Origin of the sequence: Synechococcus elongatus PCC 11801, assembly GCF_003846445.2 — a bacterium.
GTDB lineage: Bacteria > Cyanobacteriota > Cyanobacteriia > Synechococcales > Synechococcaceae > Synechococcus > Synechococcus elongatus_A.
In genome coordinates this window covers 1,314,333-1,337,368 of sequence record NZ_CP030139.2, presented here as the reverse complement: position 1 = coordinate 1,337,368, position 23,036 = coordinate 1,314,333, and the positions used below count along the sequence as shown (strand labels likewise).

Genomic DNA, 23,036 nt, shown 5'->3' with positions numbered 1-23,036 from the left:
TTAGCGGTCACGATGTCTGAGCAACCTGTTACGCCACCCGTCGCTGAAGACGTTGATAGTGGCGCCAAGGCGCGCCAGCTGCTCGGCATGAAAGGTGCCCAAGCTGGTGAAACGTCCGTTTGGAAGATTCGGCTGCAATTGATGAAGCCGATCACCTGGATTCCCTTGATTTGGGGGGTGGTCTGTGGTGCGGCGGCTTCCGGCGGCTATGAATGGCGCTTCGATCACGTCTTGATTTCAGCCGCTTGCATGTTGATGTCGGGGCCGCTGCTGACGGGCTACACCCAGACGATTAACGACTACTACGATCGCGAGATTGACGCGATCAACGAGCCCTATCGACCGATTCCGTCTGGGGCGATTTCTCTCGGTCAGGTGCAAGCCCAAATCTGGGTGCTGTTGCTGGCCGGCATTGCGATCGCCTTTGGTCTCGATCGCTGGGCAAATCACGACTTTCCGATCATCACGGCACTCGCGATCGGTGGATCGTTTGTTTCCTACATCTATTCCGCCCCACCGCTGAAACTTAAGCAGAATGGCTGGCTGGGCAACTATGCATTGGGCGCGAGTTATATCGCGCTGCCTTGGTGGGCGGGGCAAGCCCTATTTGGCCAACTGAACTGGACGATTGTGGTCGTCACTTTGGTCTATAGCTTGGCCGGACTCGGGATTGCGGTGGTCAACGACTTCAAAAGTGTGGAAGGCGATCGCGCCTTAGGTCTGAAGTCTTTGCCAGTTTCCTTTGGGATTCAAACCGCCTCTTGGATTTGTGTGCTGATGATCGATCTCTTCCAGTTGGCTGCAGCTGGCTATCTGGTTGCGATTGGGCAGAATCTTTACGCAGCCATTTTGGTCCTGCTGATCATCCCTCAAATCACGTTCCAAGACATGTATTTCCTGCGCGACCCGCTAGCGAATGACGTCAAATACCAAGCCAGCGCTCAGCCGTTCTTAGTCCTCGGCATGCTGGTTACGGCTTTGGCGATTGGTCACAGCACGATCACCACGATCTTCTAGTCCTCGTTTCTGCCTGAATCAGTGAATTGAGTCCCTGGGTGCGTCATGCATTCAGGGACTATTGATAATGGCGCGATTGATGAGGCCGATAGTGGCTTCGCTAAGGCCATTCAAGATGAACTGAACCCCGATCGCAGCTAGCATTAACCCCAATAGACGAGAGGTAATCTCTAAACCGAGATTGCCGAGAATTCGCTCAAACCAATTGGCAACGGCCAGCGTCAACCAACTCAGAATGCAGATCGCAATTACTGCCATAATTAAGCCCAAGTTGGTCGGAAGGTTATTGGCTAAGTTGCCATAGAGGATAGCTGTGCTAATAGAAGCTGGCCCCACAAAAATGGGAATTCCTAAAGGGATAAAAAAGGATTGATAGGCTGTTTCAGCACGACGAAAAGCACTCTTGCTGCTAACGTCCGCCAGTTTTTGATGTGCTTTCGTGCGTTCGCCTTGAATCATATTGATGCCAATTAACAGCAACAGAATTCCACCTGCAATCCGAAAGGCAGCTAAGGAGATCCCAAAGAAACGGAGAATTGCTGTGCCGCTGAGCAGAAAAACCAGTTGAGAAACAAAAACTGTGAGCACCAAAAAGAGTGCTAGTAGGCGTTGAACTGATGGCTTTTCCTTGCCAACGTAGCTGATGAAAATGGGGAGATTGCCCAGGGGGTTGGTGACTGCAAAGAGTGCGACTGCAAAATTCAGCACTAAGGGCCAATTCATAGCAGCTTTGGCGGGGGTGATAGGTTCAAGCGCTGTAAGACTCCGATCGCAAACTGCAGTGTGGGAAGCGAGGCAGTCGCATCACTTCCTGTTCTACTCTGCCATCAATCCCTCAATGGGTTTCTGCAGAGCCTTGATGCACCGCGATCGCTCGGCCTAGCTGTTCTGATTGCCCAATAATCCTGTTCCGGACAGCACAGTTCCCGCCTGAGCGAAGAACAGAAGAAAAGCTTTCAGTCACGTTTAGGGCGTAGCGATCGCCCTACAGTGCTATCAGAGCGCGAGCCCTCAGGTGCGCTCCCGGATGCTGATTTGCCCATCTGCACGCTTCCTTGGCCGGAGGTCGAGCCACCTGCACTCTGATGATGGCTGCTAGCACAGCAGCAGGGGAGCTCTATGCAAGATCACAAGCTGGGTCGCCGCAACATTGCGATCGTGGGGCCCTACGGCTCTGGTAAAACCAGTCTTTTAGAAAGTTTGTTGGCGGACCTTGGGGCGATTAATCGGCCCGGCCGCGTCGAAGCTGGCAATACGGTCGGGGATAGTTCGCCGGAAGCGCGATCGCGGCAAATGACCGTTGAGATCAACGTGGCGTCCACCGCCAGCCTGACGTTTTTGGACTGTCCTGGCTCCGTGGAGTTTCAACAGGAAACCTGGAACGCCTTGATTGGAGTTGATGGGGCGATTGTTGTCTGCGAGGCTGATCCCGATCGTGCCTTAACCCTCGCGCCGATCTTTCACTTTCTCGACAGTTGGGAAATCCCCCACTGCGTCTTTATCAACAAGCTCGAACGAGCGACGGAAGCGCGTTGGCAAGCCACCCTCGATAGCCTGCGTAGCTGCTGTAGTCGGCCACTGGTGGCGCAGCAGTATCCCTTGTTCCAAGGCGATCGCGCCGTCGGTTTTGTCGATTTGATTTCTGAGCAGTCCTGTTCCTTTGGTGAAGCCCTTAACTTGCCGCTGTCGATGGCGGAGACCGCAGCCCGCAACACGCTGCTAGAAACCTTGGCCAACTACGACGATCACCTACTCGAAGAATTGCTCGAGGAAATTGAGCCGCCCGTTGAGGAAATCTTGGACGACTTGCGCCAAGACGTCAGCGCCGATTTGATCGTGCCGGTGTTGACGGGAAGCGCTCAGTTGCACTGGGGAATCTCAGCACTATTAGCAGCGCTGCAGCAGGAAATGCCCACGCCGGCTGAGACGGTGCAGCATCGCCGCCTGATTCCTTGCGATCGCCCAGTGGCGCAAGTCCTGAAAACCTTCTTCCATCCCCAGGCAGGCAAACTCTCCCTCGTCCGCCTCTGGCAGGGGGAACTGCAAGAGGGCGACACCTTAGACGGCGATCGCCCCAGTGGCATCTACCGACTGATGGGTGATCAGTTGCAATCGGTGCAACAGGCTCACTGTGGGGAAATTGTCGCCTTGGGCCGGATGGAATCAGCCCTGACGGGCGACAGCCTCGGCTTGGATGCCGTCGATAGTCCGCTGCCACGGGTTGCGATCCAGACGCCTGTCTATGCACTCGCGCTTACCCCCGAGCGGCGCAGTGATGAAGTCAAACTCGGCCAATGTCTGCGCCGCCTCCAAGAAGAAGATCCCTCGCTGCAATGGGAACAGCACGGCGACACCCACGAAGTCATCCTTTGGGGGCAGGGGGAAATTCATCTGCAAGTAGCCCTCAATCGCCTGCGCCGCAAGTACAACCTGCCGATGACCACCCATCTCCCGCAGGTGCCGTTCCGCGAAACGATTCGCAGTGCGGTCAGTGGCGTCCATGGCCGCTACAAACATCAAACCGGCGGCCATGGCCAGTTTGGCGATGTCTATCTCGACATCCAACCGCTCCCGCGTGGTGAAGGCTTCCGCTTCCAAGAAACCGTTGTTGGCGGTGTGGTGCCCCGCCAGTACATTCCTGGCGTCGAATCAGGAGTGCGCGAGTTCCTAGAACGCGGTCCGCTAGGTTTCCCCCTGGTGGACGTGGAAGTGACGCTGACCCATGGGTCTTACCACAGCGTTGATAGCTCTGAGCAAGCTTTCCGGCAGGCAGCCCGCTTGGCGATGCAGTCCGGAATTCCGGCAGCAGAACCGCTGCTGTTGGAACCAATCTTGCAGGTGGAACTATTTGCACCAGCTGTATTCACGTCCGCCATGCTGCGGTTGCTCAGTGGTCATCGTGGTCAAATCCTTGGCTATGAGTCCTGCGAGAATCGCGAAGGCTGGGATCAGGTCAGTGCCTACCTGCCTCAAGCAGAAATGCAAGCCCTTGGCATTGAGTTGCGATCGGTGACTCAGGGCGTGGGCTTCTTCCACTGGCGGCATAGCCATCTCGCGGAGGTTCCAGAGCGGTTGCAGCAACAGTTACTGAGCGATCGCAGCTAGCAGACAATTCAGCGATCGCCCCGAAGAGCGACCCGGCTGCCTCACGCCTCGGCGATAATAGGCAGGAAAAGCCGGGCGCTCTATGGTGTTTTTTAGCGTCGTTATCCCCACCTATAACCGTCGTCCCATTCTGGAAAAATGTCTGCGCGCCCTTGAGCAGCAGCAAATTCCGGCTGAGACAGCGATCGCGGGCTATGAAGTCGTGGTGGTTGATGACGGATCCACGGATGGCACGGTGGACTGGCTGAAAGCGCAAGCGGCGGAGTTTCCCCACGTCCGTCTGTTTGAACAAGATCATCAAGGCCCTGCCCGAGCGCGCAATCTGGGTGTTCAGCAAGCCCAAGGCGACACGATCATCTTTATCGATAGCGACTTGGTGGTGACGCCGCCCTTCTTGCAGGCCCACGCCACCGGACTGGAGAAGGGGCGACAGCGGCTCGGCAGCGATCGCTGCTTTACTTACGGCGCGGTGATCAATACTTGCAACTTTGATAATCCGACTGCGGAACCCTTCAAGGTCACGGACTTTTCTAACGCCTACTTTGCAACGGGCAACGTCGCGATCGCCCGTCACTGGCTAGAAACTGCCGGTCTGTTTGACACTGCATTTCAGCTCTATGGCTGGGAGGATCTGGAGTTAGGCGTTCGCCTCAAAAACCTAGGGCTGAAGCTGATTCGTTGCCCAGAAGCTGTGGGTTACCACTGGCATCCACCCTTCAGCTTGGAGCAAATTCCCAAGCTGATCGACCAAGAAGCCCAGCGCGGCCGCATGGGAGTGCTCTTCTACCAGAAGCACCCGACCTGGGAAGTGCGGCTAATGATTCAGATGACCTGGCTGCACCGCCTGCTCTGGGGCACGCTTTCGCTTGGTGGCCTCTTGAATGAACGGACGCTGCGACCGCTGTTGGCCTGGTTGCTGAAGCGCGATCGCCCGCAACTGGCACTGGAAATCGCCCGCATTTTCTTGAACTGGTACAACGTCCGCAGTGTTTACGCTGCCTATCGGGAATCCCAAGGTTTAGCTTCTTCCTAAGCCGCGATTGCGCCTGATTTTTACTGGAATACGGTTGCTATCAGCACCATCAAAAAAGCCCTAGCTTTCCTCTCAATTGAAGTGAGCTAGGGCTGTTACTTTGAATCGCTATCGAGAAGGACAGCTACCTAGAAAGGCCATTGCCACTGGTTGATTTCAGGGCGATCGATCCCTTCTTGATAGGCGTATTGGATGTGGTCGTGGATTTGATCCTTCAGCCACTCTTTGACATGAGCACCGCGATCACGCAGGTGCGGCACGCGATCGATCACATCAATCGCAATGTTAAAGCGATCGACTTGGTTGCGAATTGCTAGCTCCAACGGCGTGTTGATGTTGCCAACTTCCTTGTAGCCGCGCACGTGCAGATTGTTGTGATTGCGACGACGATAGGCCAATTTGTGGATTAGCCATGGGTAGCCGTGGAAGTTAAAGATAATTGGCTTATCGACCGTAAATAGGCTATCGAAATCACGATCGCTGAGGCCATGGGGATGTTCCGTGTCCGGTTGAAGACGGAATAGGTCGACCACGTTGACAAAACGGATTTTGAGATCAGGGAAATGCTCGCGCAGCAAGGCAGTTGCCGCTAGAGCTTCGAGGGTGACGACATCGCCACAACTAGCGATCACGACATCGGGAACAGAACCTTGATCATTGCTTGCCCAATCCCAAATACCAATTCCTTTAGCACAGTGGCGGGCAGCAGCTTCAGCATCAAGATACTGAAGGTGACTTTGTTTATCCGCCACAATCACATTGATATAGTCAGTGCTGCGCAAACAGTGATCAGCCACTGAGAGTAGACAGTTTGCATCGGGTGGTAGATAGATGCGGGTAACTCGTGCACTCTTATTCGTAACCAGATCGATAAAGCCCGGATCCTGATGGCTGAAGCCATTGTGGTCCTGCCGCCAAACTGTTGAAGACAGCAAGATATTCAAGGAAGAAACAGGAGCGCGCCAAGAGACTTCGCGCTTGCTGACATCCAACCATTTCGCATGCTGATTGACCATCGAATCAATTACATGAGCAAAGGCTTCGTAGGTGGCAAAAAAGCCGTGGCGACCCGTGAGCAAGTAGGCTTCGAGCCAACCTTCGAGGGTGTGTTCACTCAGAATTTCCATGACCCGGCCGTGATCGCTCAGATGGCCACCATCTTCATCCTCGGGAATGCGATCGCCCAGCCACACTTTCGAGGTGACTTCATAGACTGCATCTAGCCGGTTCGAGGCTGTTTCATCAGGTCCGAAAAGGCGGAAGTTATCGGGATTGTGGCGAATCACTTCGCGCAGGAATTGACCGAGCGGGCGCGTCGAATCTGCGCGGCTTTTGCCCGGTGCAGGCACAGCCACTGCTTGATCGTGGAAATCTGGCAGGGTCAAAGCACGCCGTAGCAACCCGCCATTGGTCACCGGGTTAGCGCTCATGCGCCGATCGCCCAGTGGCGCGATCGCTTGCAGCTCGGCTGCCGGTGCCCCCGTGGCATCAAACAGCTCTTCGGGGCGGTAGCTGCGGAGCCAGTCTTCCAGCAGCTTGAGATGCTCGGGATTGGTGAGGACATCGGACATCGGCACTTGGTGCGATCGCCAAGATCCTTCAACCACATGGCCCTTAATCGTGGCGGGACCCGTCCAGCCCTTGGGTGTGCGCAGCACAATCATTGGCCACATCGGGCGATCGCTACTCTGACCCGATCGCGCCGCTGCTTGGATCGCCTGAATCTTTTGCACGCAGGTGGCGAGGGTGCTGGCCATCACGCCATGCAGAACGGCGGGATCATTGCCTTCCACGAAAAATGGTTCGTAGCCGTAGCCGACGAACAGGCTGCGCAGCTCCTCATGGGAAATGCGCGACAGTAAGGTCGGGTTGGCAATTTTGTAGCCGTTGAGGTGCAGGATCGGCAGCACTGCCCCATCCTGAGCCGGATTCAGAAATTTGTTGGAATGCCAAGAAGTGGCCAGCGGGCCGGTTTCGGCTTCTCCATCGCCAATCACGCAAGCCACAATCAGGTCGGGATTGTCCAACGCGGCACCGAAGGCATGGGAGAGGCTGTAGCCCAGCTCGCCGCCTTCATGGATCGATCCCGGTGTTTCCGGTGTGCAATGGCTGCCAATGCCACCGGGGAAAGAAAACTGCTTGAAAAACTGCTGGAGTCCGGCGACCGACTGCTGGCAGTTGGGATAGACCTCGCTGTAAGTCCCCTCGAGCCAAGCATTCGCGAGTAGAGCGGGTGCGCCGTGTCCTGGCCCTGTGACGTAGATCAGGTTGAGATCCAAGAGGCGGATCAAGCGGTTGAGGTGAACGTAGACAAAGCTCAAGCCGGGATCGCTACCCCAGTGCCCTAACAAACGCTGTTTGATGTGTTCGGGCCGCAGCGGTTCTTGCAGCAGCGGATTATCGCGCAGGTAAATCTGACCGACGGACAGGTAGTTGGCGGCTCGCCACCAAGCATCGATCGCGGCCTGTTCCTGCGGACTGAGCGTGGCAATATCCGTTGCTGGCAAGGTACTAGTCATCACTGACTCAACCAGAATGAATGCTATCGCGATCCCGAATTATTGATTTCTTTTGACTGCGATCGCGGCAGAATTCTGCAGTGTCGCTCAATCAAATCGGGACGGACTGTTAAAACCCTATCGCAAAAATAAAAATAGCAGCGATCGCTGAAAGTAGCTGATTTATCAGCATTTTCAAGGATTATCAAAACTGAAATTTTTTAGTGATCATTGAAGATTAATGTGATTCAGCGAACATGCTGTTGTTGCCTTTGACTGTTGAAATTTCTGCAAGGAGTACTGACGATTGCAACTACTAACCTTCAATGCGGGTTCCAGTAGCTACAAATTGTCAGGGTTTGAGATCACGACGGCAGCAGAGCCGATTGATCCCTTCTGGCAGGTGCAAATTGACTGGCAGGTCGATCAGACCGCAACGCTCACTCAGTCGGATGGTTCCGTTCAGGTTCTAGGGTCGAGCGATCGCACGGCTTGGCTTGAAACAGCGTTAGAGACCTTGCCCGATCGCAGCGCGATCGCGGCGGTGGTGCATCGAGTGGTCCATGGGGGGCAGCAACTGCAAGCTCCGATTTTGGTCACGTCTGCGGTCAAGGCAGCGATCGCCCAAGCTGCAGACCTCGCCCCTTTGCACAATCCTCTCAACTTGGCGGGAATCGAGTTGATGGAGCAGGTGTTTGGCTCAGCGATGCCCCAGATTGCTGTGTTTGATACGGCCTTTCATCAGCAAATGCCGGTGGCTGCGGCCATCTATGGCGGTCCTTATGCCTGGTGGGAGCAGGGGTATCGCCGCTATGGCTTCCACGGCATCAGTCATCAATACTTAGCGGAACGCTGTGCCCAGTTGAGCGATCGCCCTCTCTTGGATCTGCAATTGGTGACCGCGCATTTAGGCAATGGGTGCTCGTTGGCAGCAATTCGCAACGGACACAGTGTCGATACCAGCATGGGCTTTTCACCCTTAGAAGGGCTGGTGATGGGCAGTCGTAGCGGCAGCGTTGATCCGGGTTTACTGCTGCAGCTCTTACAGCAGCCGGATTGTAGTCCTCATCAGCTCAGCACGGTCTTGAACCAACAGTCGGGGCTGCTGGGCTTGAGTGGTCGCTCCAACGATGTGCGGGAGTTGGCGATCGCGGCGGAAGCCGGGGATCAGCGATCGCAGTTAGCGTTAGCGGCGTTTACCCACAGTCTGCGGCGACATCTTGGGGCGATGTTGGCCAGTCTGGAGCGGCTGGATGCGCTGGTGTTTGCCGGTGGAATAGGCGAAAACTATCGGGCATTGTGGCCGGTGGTCTGCGAGCACTTTGCGGGCTTGCCGATTCAGCTCGATCCCCAAGCCATGGCCGCCACAGGCGATCGCTGCATCAGTAGTCCAGACTCCGCGATCGCGGTCTGGGTGATTCATAGTCGCGAGGATTGGCAGATGGTGCAGTTGACCTTGCCTTTGCTGCGATCCCCACAGTCTTTCACTTGAGGTTTGGCATGGTTTTGAGACTCTACCTAGTTCGTCACGGCGAGACGGCTGCCAGCCGCGAAGGTGGCTACAGTGGCAGCGGCAATCCGCCCCTGACAGAAGCGGGGCAACAGATGGCTCAGGCTTTAGCGGACACCTATGCCGATTTGGATTGGCAGGCTGCCTACGTTAGTCCGATGCTGCGGGCTCAGGAAACGGCTCAGCCGCTCTGTCAGCAAGCCAAGCTTTCAATGCGGATTCGGGATGGGCTGCGCGAAATCGACTTCGGTGTTTGGGAAGATCGCACTCCCGATGAGGTGATGGCCAGCCACCAGCAAGACTATCTGCATTGGCTGGCGGAACCGGCCTGGAATCCACCCACGGGTGGCGAAAGTGCGGTGGTGGTTGCCAGTCGGGTCAGCCTCGTGATTCAAGAAATTACTGAGACGATCGCGGATGGCAACGTTCTGGTTGTCTCCCACAAAGCGACGCTGCGAATTCTGCTCTGCAACCTACTGGGGATTGATCTGGGGCGCTACCGCGATCGCATTGCCATGCCGGTGGCCTCGCTCTCGATTTTGTCGTTTGATCAGCACGGCCCCTGTCTGGAACGCTTGGGCGATCGCAGTCATTTGCCGCCGGAGTTACGCGATCGCGCTGGCACCTAAGCGACTGGCACAGGATCCTGCAGTGGTAGTTGTACCTCCACCATCTCCTCACGATCGCGGCTGAGGCTAAAGCCAAGCTGCTCGGCGAGGTGAATCATGGCGCGATTACTCTGCAGAATCCAGCCGATCAGGCGATCGCACCTTTCTGCTCGGCCAATGGCGATCAGGTGGCTCAAGATCTGCCGACCTAACCCTTGATCCTGATAGGCATCGCTGATTGTGATCGCAAACTCGCGATCGCGACTGCCATGAATGGCACTGAGGCGACCGATGCCGATAATCTGCGGCTGGCCGTTCTGTTCTCGCTCGGCCACGATCGCCATCTCTTGGTCGTAGTCGACAAAGCAAACTCGGGTCAGACGCGTATGACGGATGCGGTGATCCAGCTTGATCAAATGAGCGTAGCGACGATAGACCGTTTCCTCGGAAAGGCTGCGATGAAAGTCCACCACTAATGGTTCATCTTCCGGTCGAATTGGCCGCAGTTGGACAGTCTGGCCATCCTTGAGCTGTACGCGGGTTTGGTAGTGGCTGGGATAGGGCCGAATCGCCGCCCGTGGTAAGTCAGCGCGATCGCAGCTCGCTGGATGTAAGACAACACGGGCATCCAGGGCCAGTAAGCCGCCACCCGGTGTCGCCAGCAGAGGATTGATTTCAATTTCGCGAATGCGGGGTTGTTCTAAAACGAGACGACTGAAGCGGACGAGCAGAGCCTTCAGCGCCTCAAAATCCACCGCTGCTTGTCCCCGTACGCCTTGTAGCGCCGTCCAAATCCGCGTTTTTTCCATCAGCCGTTCGGCCAAGGTCGTATTCAGCGGCGGCAGCCCTAAGGCTCGATCTTCATAGACTTCCACCAGTCGCCCACCGCTACCAAACAGCAGCACCGGCCCAAACTGAGGATCGAGGGAAGCGCCGACAATTAGCTCATAGCCTTGCTGCGCGATTTGGGGTTGGATGCATACCCCCAGAAAATCCGCTTCGGGCACACGGCTCTGAATCGCTGCAAAGGCTTGCTCCACCGCGATCGCATTTTGCAGATTGAGCTGCACCCCGCCGACATCGCTCTTGTGGGTAATGGTGTGGGAATGCAGCTTGGCAACGACGGGATAGCCATAGTCTGCAGCGATCGCTACGGCTTCTGCAGGAGTGGTTGCAATCACCCCCGGAATGGTCGGAATGCCGTAGGCCGCAAGAATCTGCTTGGATTCCAGTTCTGATAGCAGCGTGCGATCGCTGGCAAGGGCGGCTTCTAAAATTGCCTCCACTCGCGCTGGATCCTGCTCGGGATCGGGCACGAGTGTCGGAGTTTCATACAAGCTGTTGAGGTTGTCGCTGTACTGCCAGAGCAGATTGAAAGTCCGAGCGGCTGCATCGGGATAGGCAAACGTGGAAATATGAGCGCGATTGAGCAAGGCTTCCCCTGCAGCCACGCGATCGCCCCCCATCCAGCTCGCCAAAATCGGCTTGGCAGACTGGGCAGTGTAGTCGGCCAGGGTCTGGGCGATCGCCGAAGGATCGGTCATGGCTTGGGGCGTCAGAATGACCAGCAGACCATCGCTGTTAGGGTCCCCAGCAGCAATTTGAATCGCCTCACCGTAGCGATCGGCAGTGGCATCGCCCAAAACATCGATCGGATTACCATGGCTCCAATGGACTGGGAGCACGCGATCGAGCGCTGCGATCGTCTCAGGAGCTAAGGGCGCTAAGCTGCCACCGCCTTGAATCAGCGCATCGGTTGCCAGCACACCCGGGCCACCGGCATTGGTCAAAATTGTCAGGCGTCGCCCTTTTGGTCGCGGTTGCTTGGCTAGCACCTCCGACATGCTGAACAGTTCATCAATGCTGTCGACTCGCAGGACGCCGCAGCGCTGAAAGGCCGCATCAAGGACTGCATCACTGCCAGCGAGGGCACCCGTATGAGAGGCAGCTGCTTGGGCTGCCGCCGCCGTCCGTCCTGCTTTGATCACGATGATCGGCTTGCTGAGGGCGACTTCGCGCGCCGCAGAGAGAAACGATCGCGCCTGCCCGATCGACTCCATGTAGAGCACGATGCTCTGGGTATGGGGATCGTCGCCGAAGTAATAGATCAAGTCGCCCCAGCTGACATCTAGCATCGAACCGATCGAGACAAAGGCGCTGAAGCCAACATTTTCGCGGCGGCTCCAATCCAAAATCGAGGTGCAGAGTGCTCCGCTCTGGCTGATGAAGGCAAGATTCCCTGGCTGGGCAGCACCATCGGCAAAGGTCGCGTTCAATCCTGTCAGCGGATTCATCAGCCCTAAACAGTTAGGGCCAATCAACCGCAAGTTGCCTTGCCGTGCCAGTTGTTGAATCTCAGCTTCGAGGGCTTGGCCGGCGGGGCCAATTTCTTTAAAGCCAGCCGAAAGCACGATCGCGCCACGAATCCCCAAAGCCACACAGTCGGCAATGATCGCCGGCACCTTGGGAGCTGGAATGGCAATCACCACCAAGTCCACGGGTTCTGGCAGAGCGCGCAGGTTGGGATAAGCCTGAATGCCGAGAATGCTCTCCCGTCTTGGATTGACTGGGTAGACGGTGCCCCCAAACGGTGACTGGATCAGGTTCCAGAGGAGTGTGCGCCCGACACTTCCGGGTTTTTCGCTGGCCCCAACAACTGCTACTCGACGAGGTCGGAAAATGGCATCGAGCGGATGGGGCTGGTGGCCAAGAACATCGTGAAAGGCCATGACGACTCCCGTACTCTGTTCCCAGCCTAGGCAAGGAAATGCCTGAATGCAGTATTCACGACGGCTTCTGCTAACTGGAGACTCGACAGCGATCGCTACACTGACGGTTCGCAGCCAAGGTGGCCAAATCAGGTCGGCCAGTCAATGCCAGACGGCGTTCGGCCCAGAGACTGTAGACCCAATCAATTAGCGATCGCAGTAGTGGCCAGCGTGTCGGTGCGTAGATCCAGCCCAGTCCGATCGCGGCATAGAGCTGTCGGAATACTTCTACATCCTGCAGAATCGCACCGTCATTTCGAATGGCATGGATGCGTCCCATCGCTTGCTCGTAGCTGATCCCCGCATAGCGCTCGGGGTCATAATCCGGCGCATCAATATCGACAAACTGGATGCGGTTCTGGCGATCGCGCCGCTGCAAAAAGCGCACCTCGCGCAGACAGAGCGGACAGCCACCGTCGTAGAGCAAGGTGTACTGCCAAGTCGAGCCAGTCATGCCGCGCCAGGAATCGAAAGGATGGCGCGATCCTAACGAATCTTCAGACTTCGCCTTGATCGGTTACTCAGTCTTCTAGCTCGGCGTTATGGAGCGCTTCGGCGACAGTCTGATGCTGTGATCGCCGCGAATCTCGTCGATAGCGCCGACTTTGCAGCTTGGGTTCATAGCGGAGCTTGCCCCCATCGGCACTTTTGCGCTTGAAGCCAATCTCCTCTTGATTACTACGGTTTTGTTGCTGGGTTTGGGCAATCGCTTCTTCCAGCAGGCTTTGGTAGTGGACATAACGCTCCCAATCGCCACGGATGCAGCAACCGGGTTCTTCCAAATGGCGGCAGTCTTGGAATTGACAGCTGACTTCGGCCAAGCGCTGGCGAATTTCTGGGAAATACTGTGCCAACTCGCGATCGCTACAGGTCAAATCCGGCTGGTTAAAGCCCGGACTATCAGCGAGCAGTCCGCCTTGGGGCAACTCAAACAGCTCAACATGTCGTGTCGTGTGGCGACCTCGTCCCAGCTTGCCTGAGACCTTAGCGGTACGCAGTTCGAGATCGGGAATCAATCGATTGATCAAGCTCGACTTCCCAACCCCTGAGGGACCCGCCACCACGGTGGTGCGTCCTGTGAGCTGCGCCAAAAGCGATGGCCAGCGCTCTGGTTGATTTTGGCTGAGCCAAAGCGGTTGGTAGCCCCACTGATCTAGGCGACTTTGCCACTGGGCGATCGCTTCAGAGGTCACCAAGTCACATTTGCTCAGACAGAGCTGAACCTGAATACCAGTGCTTTCCGCCGTAATCAAAAAACGACTGAGTTGCAACGGATCCAGATCCGGTTCAGCAACTGCAAACACCAGCAAAATCTGATCGACATTGGCGATCGCCGGGCGATCCAGTTCACTCCTCCGGGGTTCAATCGCCGCGATCGCACCTCGTTGCCCCTGCCAGTCGGGTTCTTCTACCCAAACGCGATCGCCCACCATGACCCGCTGTCCTGTTTTCAGCAGGCGACTACGGCGGGTGCAGAGCAACAGCGCAGGGTGATCAGCCGGAGGGTGGTGAAGTTGTACGCGATAGAAGTTCGCTTGAACAGCCACCACTGTTCCGGCGAGAGCAGCAGTCATGCGATCGGTTGCTCCGGCGATCGCACCCAGAGCCGCCGATGAGGCTGTTCCGTTTCAGGGGGCAGCAATTCGACTCCGTAGCCTTCTAGTCGCAGACTATCGGGCACTTGCTCTACGGGTTCGCCTGCATCCAACCAGACTTCCAGCAAGCTACCAGCGGGCATTTGTTCTAGCTTCAGCTTGGTGCGAACAAAGTTGATCGGGCAGACAATACCGCGCAGATCGAGTCGATCGTCAGGCTGACTCATCCGCCAAATACTCCCTTAAAGAAGCCTTCGATTCCCCCTTTCCCCGCGCGATCGCCGCGAATTTGCACCACTTTCTCCAGCAGCTCGCGCTCTTCGGCGCTAATTTTGGTGGGAATTTCAACCTTAATCGTGACCAATAGGTTGCCCCGTGCCACGGGGTTGCCGAGACGAGGAACGCCTTTGCCTTCGACGGTCAGCACGGCATTGGGTTGTGTACCTGGCGGAATGATCAGCTCAGTCGGGCCATCGACTGTTTGCACTTCCAAACTGCAGCCCAAAATGGCTTGTAGGTAGCTGATTGATACGGTCGAAAAGAGATTGATCCCCTCCCGACGAAACTGCGTATCGTCGCTGACGAACAGGTAGACATAGAGATCTCCCGGCGGCCCGCCCCGCATCCCCGCATCCCCTTCGTTGGCTACGCGCAGCCGAGTGCCGCTATCCACGCCAGCTGGGATATTAATTTTGAGTTTCTTTGGTCGCCGCAGTCGTCCTGCTCCGCCACAATCGTCGCACTTGTCGACAATCATCTGACCGCTCCCTTCGCAGGTCGGACAGACCGAGACTTGGGTAAAACTCCCGAAAGGGGTGCGTGTGGCACGACGCACTTGGCCACTGCCACCACAGGTTGTGCAGGTTTGGGGCCGAGTGCCAGCCTTAGCGCCACTGCCTTGGCAGGTACTGCAAGTCTCTTCGTGGGTGACCCGAATTTCTTTTTCGCCGCCAAAGATGGCATCGCGGAATTCGAGCTTGAGATCTAGTCGTAGATCCTCACCTCGGGTTGGTCCCCGGCGACGGGTTGCAGCCTGTTGCCCACCCATGCCACCGAAACCACTAAAGAAGGTTTCGAAGATATCGGCGAATCCACCCATATCGCCAAAGTCTTGGAAGCCAGCAGCCCCTGCACCCGAGACGCCAGCCTCACCAAATTGGTCGTAGCGAGCACGGGTTTCGGGCTCCGACAGCACCTCGTAGGCGCGGTTGATCTCTTTAAATTTGTCTTCAGCGCCCGGCTCTTTATTGACATCTGGATGGTACTTGCGAGCCAAACGCCGATAAGCACGCTTAATTTCGTCCTTGTCTGCGTCGCGAGCAACGCCAAGCAGTTGATAGTAGTCAGCAGCCATGGGCTGAATGGGGTCGAGCGAAGTGAGCAGATTTTCCTAGGATAAGCCGATCGCTCTCTCCACAGTGCCGATGCGCTTGAATTGACGACCTGCTCAGCCCTTAATGTATGCCACTCATCCCAGCTTGGTCGCAACGGGCGATCGCTCTACTCAATCGCCTCGTAATCCGCTGTCACCGTTGCTTCAGCGTCGTTGGGACTGATGGCTACGGTCTCATTGGCATCGTCACCAGCATCGCCAATGAGATCCGCAAAGGTGGGTTGCCCAGGCACACTGGCAACTGTGACGCCTTGACGATAAGCGGCTGCCCCGATCGCATAGAGCTGTTGTTTGAGGGCATCGAGTTGTTGGCGCAGCTGATTTAGCTCTGCCTCGTTGGTCGCAGACTCGAGATTGGTCACCAATTCTGCAAGCGCAGTTTCAATCGGCTCCTGCTGCTCAGCAGTCAGTAACTCGCGGTTATTCTGTAGCGTTGATTCAAAGCTGTAGCGCAGGTTCTCAAATTGAGTCCGCAGCTCAATTAATTGCAGGTTGATTTGATCTGCTTCTTGATAGAGTTCGGCATCACGACGCATCGCCTCAATTTCATCGGATGTTAGACCGCCGGTACTGGTGATGCGAATCCCCTGTGCCCGTCCCGTCCCGCGATCGCGAGCCGAGACATTGAGAATACCGTCGGCATCAATATCAAAAGCCAACTCGATTTGGGGAACACCCCGTGGCGCAGGAGGAATCCCTGTCAACTGAAAGCGCCCCAAGCTCTTGTTATCTTTAACCAGTGCCCGCTCCCCTTGCAGGACATGAACCTCCACCATGACCTGGCCGTCGGTTGCTGTGGTGAAAACCTGGGTGCGACTAGTGGGGATCGTGGTATTGCGCTCGATGATTTTGGTGAAGACACCGCCCAGCGTTTCTAGCCCCAAGGAAAGCGGGATCACATCCAAGAGCAAGACATCTTGGACTTCGCCGCCCAAGACGCCTGCTTGAATGGCTGCTCCTAAAGCGATCGCTTCATCGGGGTTAATCGTCAGATCTGGCGCTTTGCCCCCAAAAAACTGTTGCACTGCCTGCTGAATAGCCGGAATGCGGCTAGAACCACCGACCAGCAAAATGCGGTCGATTTGATCTAGGGTCAGATGACTGTCTTTTAGGGCCTGCTTGATCGGCTCGATGGTGGCCTGAACAAGATGGGTGGCCAGTGCTTCAAATTGCTCGCGATGCAGCTCAACTTCAATATGCTTAGGCTCTGGTGCTCCATCAACGGTTGCTGTCGCGATAAAGGGCAGATTGATGGTTGTTGTTGGCAGGGTCGACAGATCAATTTTGGCTTGTTCAGAGGCTTCGCGCAGCCGCTGAATCGCCATTTTGTCTTGGCGTAGATCAATCCCTTCGGCTTTCAGAAAGTTATCGGCAAGCCAATCGACAATTACAGCATCGAAATCATCGCCACCGAGGTGATTATTGCCAGCGGTTGCTTTAACTTCAAAAACCCCGTCACCGAGCTGCAGGATAGAGACGTCGAGTGTCCCACCCCCCAAGTCAAACACCAAAATGCGGCTATTCTCATCAAGCTTATCCAAGCCGTAGGAGAGAGCTGCCGCTGTCGGTTCATTGACAATTCGCAGGACTTCTAAGCCCGCGATCGCTCCCGAATCCTTGGTGGCTTGACGCTGAGCATCAGTGAAATAGGCGGGAACTGTGATGACGGCTTGGGTGATCGGTTCCCCGAGAAAAGCTTCTGCGTCTTGGCGTAGTTTTTGCAGCACCATGGCCGAGACTTCCTGGGGCGTACAAACACGATCGCGGATCATCACGTTGACCGTGTCGTCCTTTCCCGGCACACAGGTGTAGGTCACCCGGCTGCGTTCGGCTTCAGTATCTTCCCAACGGCGTCCGATAAAGCGTTTGATGCTGTAAACCGTATTTTCAGCATTGGTGACGGCCTGCCGCTTTGCCATTCGGCCAACAATCCGATCCCCTTTACGGCCCACTGCCACAATACTGGGGGTTGTGCGATCGCCCTCTCGGTTCGTCACGATGATGGGTTTACCACCTTCGAGCACTGCAACACAGCTATTGGTTGTTCCGAGGTCGATGCCGATAACCTTGCCCATAAATATTGTGCAGGTAATTACCTGAAGTGATCCTTTATTGTGAATTGAGTAGACGCCTACTCCAGTCCTAAGCCTAGAGCAAGCGTCCAGTAAGAGCGATCGAGATTATTCCGCCGCTGAATCAGAATTCCCCTCCCCAGCGATCGAAACCTTGACGAGTGCATGTCTCAGGACTAAATCCCCCAGTAGGTAGCCCCGCTGGAGTTCCTCCAACACCGTGCCATCGGGATGATCAGTCGACTCTTCCCGCAGCACTGCGTCGTGGTAAGCCGGGTCAAAGGGCTGACCCTCGGCGCGCATCGGCGAGACACCAATCCGCTTTAAGCAATCAACCAACTGCTTGTAAAGGCCTTGATAACTTTTGTGAATTGCTTCTGCTTCTTCTCCCTGGGGTTTGAGCTGAGCCCGCGCCCGTTCAAAATTGTCGATGACGGGGAGCAATTCAGTGATGGTGACCCGCTTGCTTTGCAGCTCTAGCTCTTCGCGTTCCTTTATCGATCGGCGCCGGAAGTTATCAAAATCGGCAGCCAGCCGTAGATACGAGCTATTTTGCTCATCGAGCTCGGCCTTGAGGCGATCGTGTTCCGCAGTTACCAGAGCCAGTTGCGCAGCGAGTTCTGCTGCCTCCTGCTGTGGAGCAGCTGTGACATCAGGCTCGGGAGCTGCTTCTGCTGTGTCTTCACTGGCCACAATCAGCTCTTCCTCAGGAGGGGTCTGATGTTCGCTCATGACGATTGAGAGTCCTACCACAACAAGCTAACGACTACTCAGCCCAGTTTGGAACTCAACAGAACAAACGATCGTCTGCATCGTCTGCGGCGGCGATCGTCTTTGCAGGCACCAGAAACTGAGTTAGGTAGTTTCTTTAGCGATTTGAACCGCTATCTTCAGAGCATAATTCCCAGAGACTCCAGAAAGACAGCCCAGTCTGTTAAACGTTGCTTGCAGATTAGGGCACGCTGGGGCTAGTCATCGGGACTCCTTGAGATTTTTTCCTCTCAGCCACTGCCACCCATGCCAGACCAACCGATTTCCCCCCGCCACGCTCTGATTGCACTCAATCAGTTCTCATCGTTTGGTAACAAGCTGGTCCAAGCAGGCTACGTCGACTCAGAGCAACTGCAGACAGCTTTAGTGGAAAGTCGGCGAAGTGGCCAGTCTCTGCCGCAAGTCATTTCAGCGCTGACTGGTCAGTCCTTACCGCCAGAGCTGATGCAGCAGTTCCGCCGGCAGCAGTTATTCGAGCTGAAGATTCTGCACGGTGTCGAATCCCTGAATCCTGAACAAAGTCAGTATTCCGAAGAGTTAATTCATGAGCTGATTGCAGATCTCGTCCCAATCGAAACCTGCCGTCGACACCAGCTCTTGCCCTTGGAACGACATGAGGCTCCCCCACGGGCGGTAATCGCCATGGTGGACCCTAATAACCTCGATGCACTGGATGAACTTAATCGCCTGTTGCGCCCCAGAGGCTACGCGCTGCAGCGATTGGTGATCACACTGGAAGACTACGAACGACTCGTTGCGGGCTATCTCGATCAACAAGTCGAGCGTCAGCAGGCTGCCCAAGCCCAGCAGTTGGGCGATTTTTCCGAAGAACTCGCCAATCTGGAAAGCTTCGATCTGACAGAAATTTCTGAACAGGAAGAAGATCTTGCCAAGGCGCTCCAGGAAGCAGATGACGCCCCAATCGTCAGCCTTGCAAACAAGATTCTGCTGAAAGCCTTGACTGAAGGTGCCTCGGATATTCACGTAGAACCGCAGGAGGAAGGGCTGCGGGTCAGGCTACGCCGAGATGGGGTGCTACACCAAGAATTTGGAATGCTCCCGAAAAAAATTCAAGCAGCCTTGATTTCCCGCTTGAAGATCATGGCCAATCTTGATATCGCCGAGCGTCGTGTTCCCCAAGACGGCCGAATCCGGCGCATGTTTCAGGGCCGCAAGATTGACTTTCGGGTTAATAGTCTGCCTAGCCATTTCGGCGAAAAAATTTGTATGCGGCTGTTGGACAACTCAGCAACACAGCTGGGTTTAGATCAGTTGATTACCGATCCAGATGCCCTCGCTCTGGTTCGTGACATGGGAAGTCGTCCCTATGGCTTGATTTTGGTGACTGGCCCAACAGGGTCTGGTAAGTCCACAAGCTTGTATTCCTTGTTGGCAGAGCGCAATGATCCCGCCATCAACATCAACACCGCTGAAGATCCAATTGAATACACATTGCCCGGTCTGACCCAAGTGCAGGTGCTCCGAGAGAAGGGCATGAATTTCGCCTCGATCCTGAGGGCTTTTATGCGTCAGGATCCCGATGTGATTCTGGTGGGTGAGACACGAGATTTAGAAACAGCTCGCACAGCGATTGAAGCTGCCTTGACAGGGCACTTGGTCTTGACGACTCTACATGCCAACGATGCGCCCAGCGCGATTGCCCGTCTAAGTGAGATGGGGGTAGAACCTTATCTCGTCTCTGGTTCGCTGATTGGGGTTGTTTCACAACGCTTAATGCGCCGAGTCTGTCCTGATTGCCGCATTCCCTATACGCCCAGCCCAGAAGAACTAGGTCGCTATGGTCTCTCAGCCAGCCAGGAACTTGATGTCACATTTTATAAGGCCAGAACACTAATGGCTGACGAGCTCGCACAGGCGCGATCGCAAGGGCAGGTGTGCAGAACCTGTCGGGGGACAGGCTACAAGGGACGTGTAGGTGTCTATGAGGTGATGCGGGTTAATGAGGTCCTCCAAGTCGCGATTAACCAGGGGCTACCCACAGAACGCCTCAAGGAAATTGCTGTGGAGCAGGGCATGAAGACGCTGCTCTCTTACAGCTTGGAACTGGTTCGCCAGGGTTACACCACCTTTGAAGAAGTCGATCGCGTCACCTTTACCGATTCTGGTGTGGAGGCTGAGCTCAAAGCAAAGCGTAAAATTGGTCTCACTTGCCATACCTGTGGGGCAGGGCTGCAACCGGAATGGCTGGACTGCCCTTATTGCCTAACGCCCCGTTTTGGGAATTAAGGATTAGCAGCGATCGCGCTAAATCGATCTGAATCAAGCACAAATTCTCATTACTTTCTAGGAGACCCAACATGGAACTAATGATCGAAGACCTAATGGAAAAGCTCGTGGAGATGGGAGGATCTGACCTCCATCTTTCTGTTGGCTTACCTCCTTATTTTCGAATCAGTGGAAAACTTACCCCCATCGGGGATGAACCAATGGGTGAGGAACAGTGTCAGCGCTTGATCTTCAGTATGTTGAACAACACGCAACGCAAAATGCTGGAGCAAAATTGGGAGCTTGATTGTTCCTATGGGATTCGTGGACTCGCTCGTTTCCGGGTCAATGTTTACAAAGATAAAGGAACCTATGCCGCTTGCTTACGGGCTTTGAGTGCCAAGGTGCCGGAGTTTAACGACCTAGGGCTACCTCAAGTGGTGCGCGAGATGAGCGAAAAACCAAGGGGGCTCATTCTCGTCACTGGCCCTACAGGGTCTGGAAAAACAACAACGTTGGCAGCCATTATTGATTTGATTAATCGCAGCCGTGCTGAACATATCATTACGGTTGAAGACCCCATTGAATTTGTCTATCAACCGGCAAAAAGCATCATTCACCAGCGGCAGCTTGGAGAAGATACGAAGAGTTTTGCTAATGCCCTGCGAGCAGCGCTTCGAGAAGATCCTGACATCATCCTTGTGGGTGAGATGCGAGACTTGGAAACGATTCAGTTAGCTATCACTGCTGCAGAAACTGGTCACCTCGTTTTTGGTACTTTGCACACCAGCTCCGCTGCTCAAACCGTTGACCGGATTATCGATGTCTTTCCTGCTGAAAAACAGACGCAGGTAAGGGTTCAGTTGTCGAATTCACTAGTTGCGGTCTTCAGTCAAACCCTTGTCCCCAAACGCAACGCTCGACCTGGTAGCTTTGGTCGTGTCCTTGCCCAAGAGATCATGATTGTTACACCAGCAGTGTCCAACTTAATTCGCGAAGGAAAAACCGCACAAATTTACTCTCAAATTCAGACGGGCGGAAAACTAGGCATGCAGACCCTAGAGAAAGCTTTGGCTGATCTTTATAAGGCAGGTGAAATCACTTTTGAAGCAGCTGCCTCTAAAACATCTAGGCCCGATGAGATGCAACGGTTGATTGGCAATGTTTCAATTGCTGCCTAGATTTATTGTAGGAGAATTTTGTTATGCCAACTTTTGTTGCTCAAGTTCGTGACAGCCATGGTGCTGTCCGTGAACTGCGCATTCGATCTGGAAACGTTCGTCAAGCGCGTGTTGAGCTGCGCCAGATGGGCTTGGTTATCCAAACCATTGATGAGTCAGTCGGATTCTCTCTCGCTAATCTCAGTAGCTTCAATTTGGAAGAGGCGACAAGTAAAGTTACGGTAAAAGATATGGCTTTGTTTTCTCGCCAGCTATCTTCACTGGTAGACGCAGGTGTTCCGATCGTCAGAGCCTTAGGGCTGCTAACAGAGCAAACCCGTAACCCTAAGCTTAGAAAAGCACTCAGACAGATTAATCTTGATGTCCAAGAAGGTCTGAATCTTTCAGATTCAATGCGTAAGTTCCCTAATATCTTTGATGGTTTATACGTTGCTATGATTCAAGCTGGCGAAACGGGGGGGGTGTTGGATGATGTTTTAAACCGGCTTTCTAAACTACTGGAAGATATGTCTCGGCTTCGCAACCAGATGAAATCGGCGATGACCTATCCAATGGCAGTTTTTGTTATTGCCATTCTTGTTTTTCTAGGTATGACAATTTTTATCATTCCTACATTCGCAGGAATTTTTGAAGATCAAGGTGCAGAGCTTCCAGGCTTTACATTATTTCTATTATCGATTAGTGAGACGTTAAGGACACCAATTTTTTGGGGACTGTTCCTGGTCTTTTTATTTGGTTCTATTTTTGTCTTTAAACAGTATTATGCAACTCCACTTGGGTGTCTCAGTGTAGACAGTATGATTTTGCGTCTGCCTATCTTGGGAGAAATGATTCAGAAGGCAGCAACAGCTCGCTTTTGTCGAACTTTTGGCTCGCTGACACGGGCAGGGGTTCCTATCATGACTGCGCTCGAAATTGTACGAGATACCGCAGGTAATCAAGCGATCGCCCAATCAATTGATGCTGCCCGAATGGAAGTGCAAACTGGTGGGATGATGAGCGTGGCTCTAGCACGCTATCGAATCTTTCCAATGATGGCCTTGAGTATGATTACGATTGGAGAGGAGACGGGTGAGCTAGACACAATGGTCAATAAAGTTGCCGACTTTTATGAAGATGAGGTCGAGCAAGCTGTTAAGGGTCTGACAAGTCTGTTGGAGCCAATTATGATTGTTCTAGTCGGCGGTATTGTTGGCTCAATCTTGCTCGCGATGTATTTGCCAATGTTTAGCATCTTTGATCAGATCAAAGGGTAATAA

Annotated in this window: 17 protein-coding genes; 8 read left to right on the top strand and 9 right to left on the bottom strand. The window is 54.6% G+C overall.

Annotated elements, in window-relative coordinates:
• Positions 1–12 precede the first annotated feature (12 nt).
• A complete protein-coding gene (chlG, locus tag DOP62_RS06370; RefSeq protein ID WP_208676318.1) occupies positions 13–1,017 on the top strand; it encodes a chlorophyll synthase ChlG in 1,005 nt (334 codons plus the stop codon).
• A gap of 51 nt (positions 1,018–1,068) precedes the next feature.
• Here chlG and DOP62_RS06365 read toward each other — a convergent pair whose 3' ends face one another.
• Positions 1,069–1,740 (bottom strand): MarC family protein, encoded by a 672-nt coding sequence (locus DOP62_RS06365; RefSeq protein WP_208676320.1) that lies wholly within the window; start codon positions 1,738–1,740, stop codon positions 1,069–1,071.
• Between the two features lie 396 nt (positions 1,741–2,136).
• Here DOP62_RS06365 and DOP62_RS06360 point away from each other — a divergent pair, with 396 nt between their 5' ends.
• Positions 2,137–4,122: an elongation factor G gene (locus DOP62_RS06360; RefSeq protein WP_208676322.1), complete on the top strand. Its 1,986-nt coding sequence runs from the start codon at positions 2,137–2,139 to the stop codon at positions 4,120–4,122.
• A gap of 85 nt (positions 4,123–4,207) precedes the next feature.
• Positions 4,208–5,155 carry a glycosyltransferase family 2 protein gene (locus tag DOP62_RS06355; protein ID WP_425336535.1) on the top strand — a complete coding sequence of 316 codons (948 nt, stop codon included), beginning with the start codon at positions 4,208–4,210 and terminating at the stop codon, positions 5,153–5,155.
• A 128-nt stretch (positions 5,156–5,283) separates the two neighbouring features.
• Here the strand turns inward: DOP62_RS06355 and DOP62_RS06350 are convergent, their stop codons facing one another.
• Positions 5,284–7,674, bottom strand: a complete 2,391-nt coding sequence (locus DOP62_RS06350; protein WP_208676326.1) for a phosphoketolase family protein — start codon at positions 7,672–7,674, stop codon at positions 5,284–5,286.
• 286 nt (positions 7,675–7,960) lie between these two features.
• Between DOP62_RS06350 and DOP62_RS06345 the strand changes: the two genes are divergently transcribed.
• Positions 7,961–9,145: an acetate/propionate family kinase gene (locus DOP62_RS06345; protein WP_208676328.1), complete on the top strand. Its 1,185-nt coding sequence runs from the start codon at positions 7,961–7,963 to the stop codon at positions 9,143–9,145.
• Positions 9,146–9,153: 8 nt separating this feature from the next.
• Entirely contained in the window at positions 9,154–9,792 is a 639-nt protein-coding gene (locus DOP62_RS06340) for a histidine phosphatase family protein (protein ID WP_338431725.1), read from the top strand.
• Here DOP62_RS06340 and DOP62_RS06335 read toward each other — a convergent pair.
• The 7 genes from DOP62_RS06335 to grpE form a co-directional block, all read right to left on the bottom strand.
• A complete protein-coding gene (locus tag DOP62_RS06335; RefSeq protein ID WP_208676330.1) occupies positions 9,789–12,500 on the bottom strand; it encodes a bifunctional acetate--CoA ligase family protein/GNAT family N-acetyltransferase in 2,712 nt (903 codons plus the stop codon). The two genes, DOP62_RS06340 and DOP62_RS06335, sit on opposite strands and share 4 nt — an antisense overlap.
• Before the next feature lie 70 nt (positions 12,501–12,570).
• Positions 12,571–12,993: a thiol-disulfide oxidoreductase DCC family protein gene (locus DOP62_RS06330; RefSeq protein ID WP_208676332.1), complete on the bottom strand. Its 423-nt coding sequence runs from the start codon at positions 12,991–12,993 to the stop codon at positions 12,571–12,573.
• Positions 12,994–13,060: 67 nt separating this feature from the next.
• Positions 13,061–14,113: a small ribosomal subunit biogenesis GTPase RsgA gene (gene rsgA / locus DOP62_RS06325; protein WP_208676334.1), complete on the bottom strand. Its 1,053-nt coding sequence runs from the start codon at positions 14,111–14,113 to the stop codon at positions 13,061–13,063.
• Positions 14,110–14,361 carry a sulfurtransferase TusA family protein gene (locus DOP62_RS06320; RefSeq protein ID WP_208676336.1) on the bottom strand — a complete coding sequence of 84 codons (252 nt, stop codon included), beginning with the start codon at positions 14,359–14,361 and terminating at the stop codon, positions 14,110–14,112. The genes rsgA and DOP62_RS06320 overlap by 4 nt, the downstream gene beginning before the upstream one ends.
• Entirely contained in the window at positions 14,358–15,488 is a 1,131-nt protein-coding gene (dnaJ, locus tag DOP62_RS06315; protein WP_208676339.1) for a molecular chaperone DnaJ, read from the bottom strand. The genes DOP62_RS06320 and dnaJ overlap by 4 nt, the downstream gene beginning before the upstream one ends.
• 146 nt (positions 15,489–15,634) lie before the next feature.
• The gene (dnaK, locus tag DOP62_RS06310; RefSeq protein ID WP_208676341.1) at positions 15,635–17,602 is read right to left on the bottom strand and encodes a molecular chaperone DnaK; all 1,968 of its coding nucleotides are present in this window, start codon (positions 17,600–17,602) and stop codon (positions 15,635–15,637) included.
• Positions 17,603–17,707: 105 nt separating this feature from the next.
• On the bottom strand, positions 17,708–18,331 hold the full coding sequence (gene grpE / locus DOP62_RS06305; RefSeq protein ID WP_338462949.1) for a nucleotide exchange factor GrpE: 624 nt from the start codon (positions 18,329–18,331) through the stop codon (positions 17,708–17,710).
• A 285-nt stretch (positions 18,332–18,616) separates the two neighbouring features.
• Here grpE and DOP62_RS06300 point away from each other — a divergent pair, with 285 nt between their 5' ends.
• The 3 genes from DOP62_RS06300 (at position 18,617) to DOP62_RS06290 (ending at position 23,033) form a co-directional block, all read left to right on the top strand.
• Positions 18,617–20,617 (top strand): GspE/PulE family protein, encoded by a 2,001-nt coding sequence (locus DOP62_RS06300; protein ID WP_208676343.1) that lies wholly within the window; start codon positions 18,617–18,619, stop codon positions 20,615–20,617.
• Between the two features lie 71 nt (positions 20,618–20,688).
• Complete coding sequence (locus DOP62_RS06295; protein ID WP_208676345.1) at positions 20,689–21,777, top strand: type IV pilus twitching motility protein PilT; 1,089 nt, start codon at positions 20,689–20,691, stop codon at positions 21,775–21,777.
• Between the two features lie 23 nt (positions 21,778–21,800).
• Positions 21,801–23,033, top strand: a complete 1,233-nt coding sequence (locus tag DOP62_RS06290) for a type II secretion system F family protein (protein ID WP_208676347.1) — start codon at positions 21,801–21,803, stop codon at positions 23,031–23,033.
• Positions 23,034–23,036 lie beyond the last annotated feature (3 nt).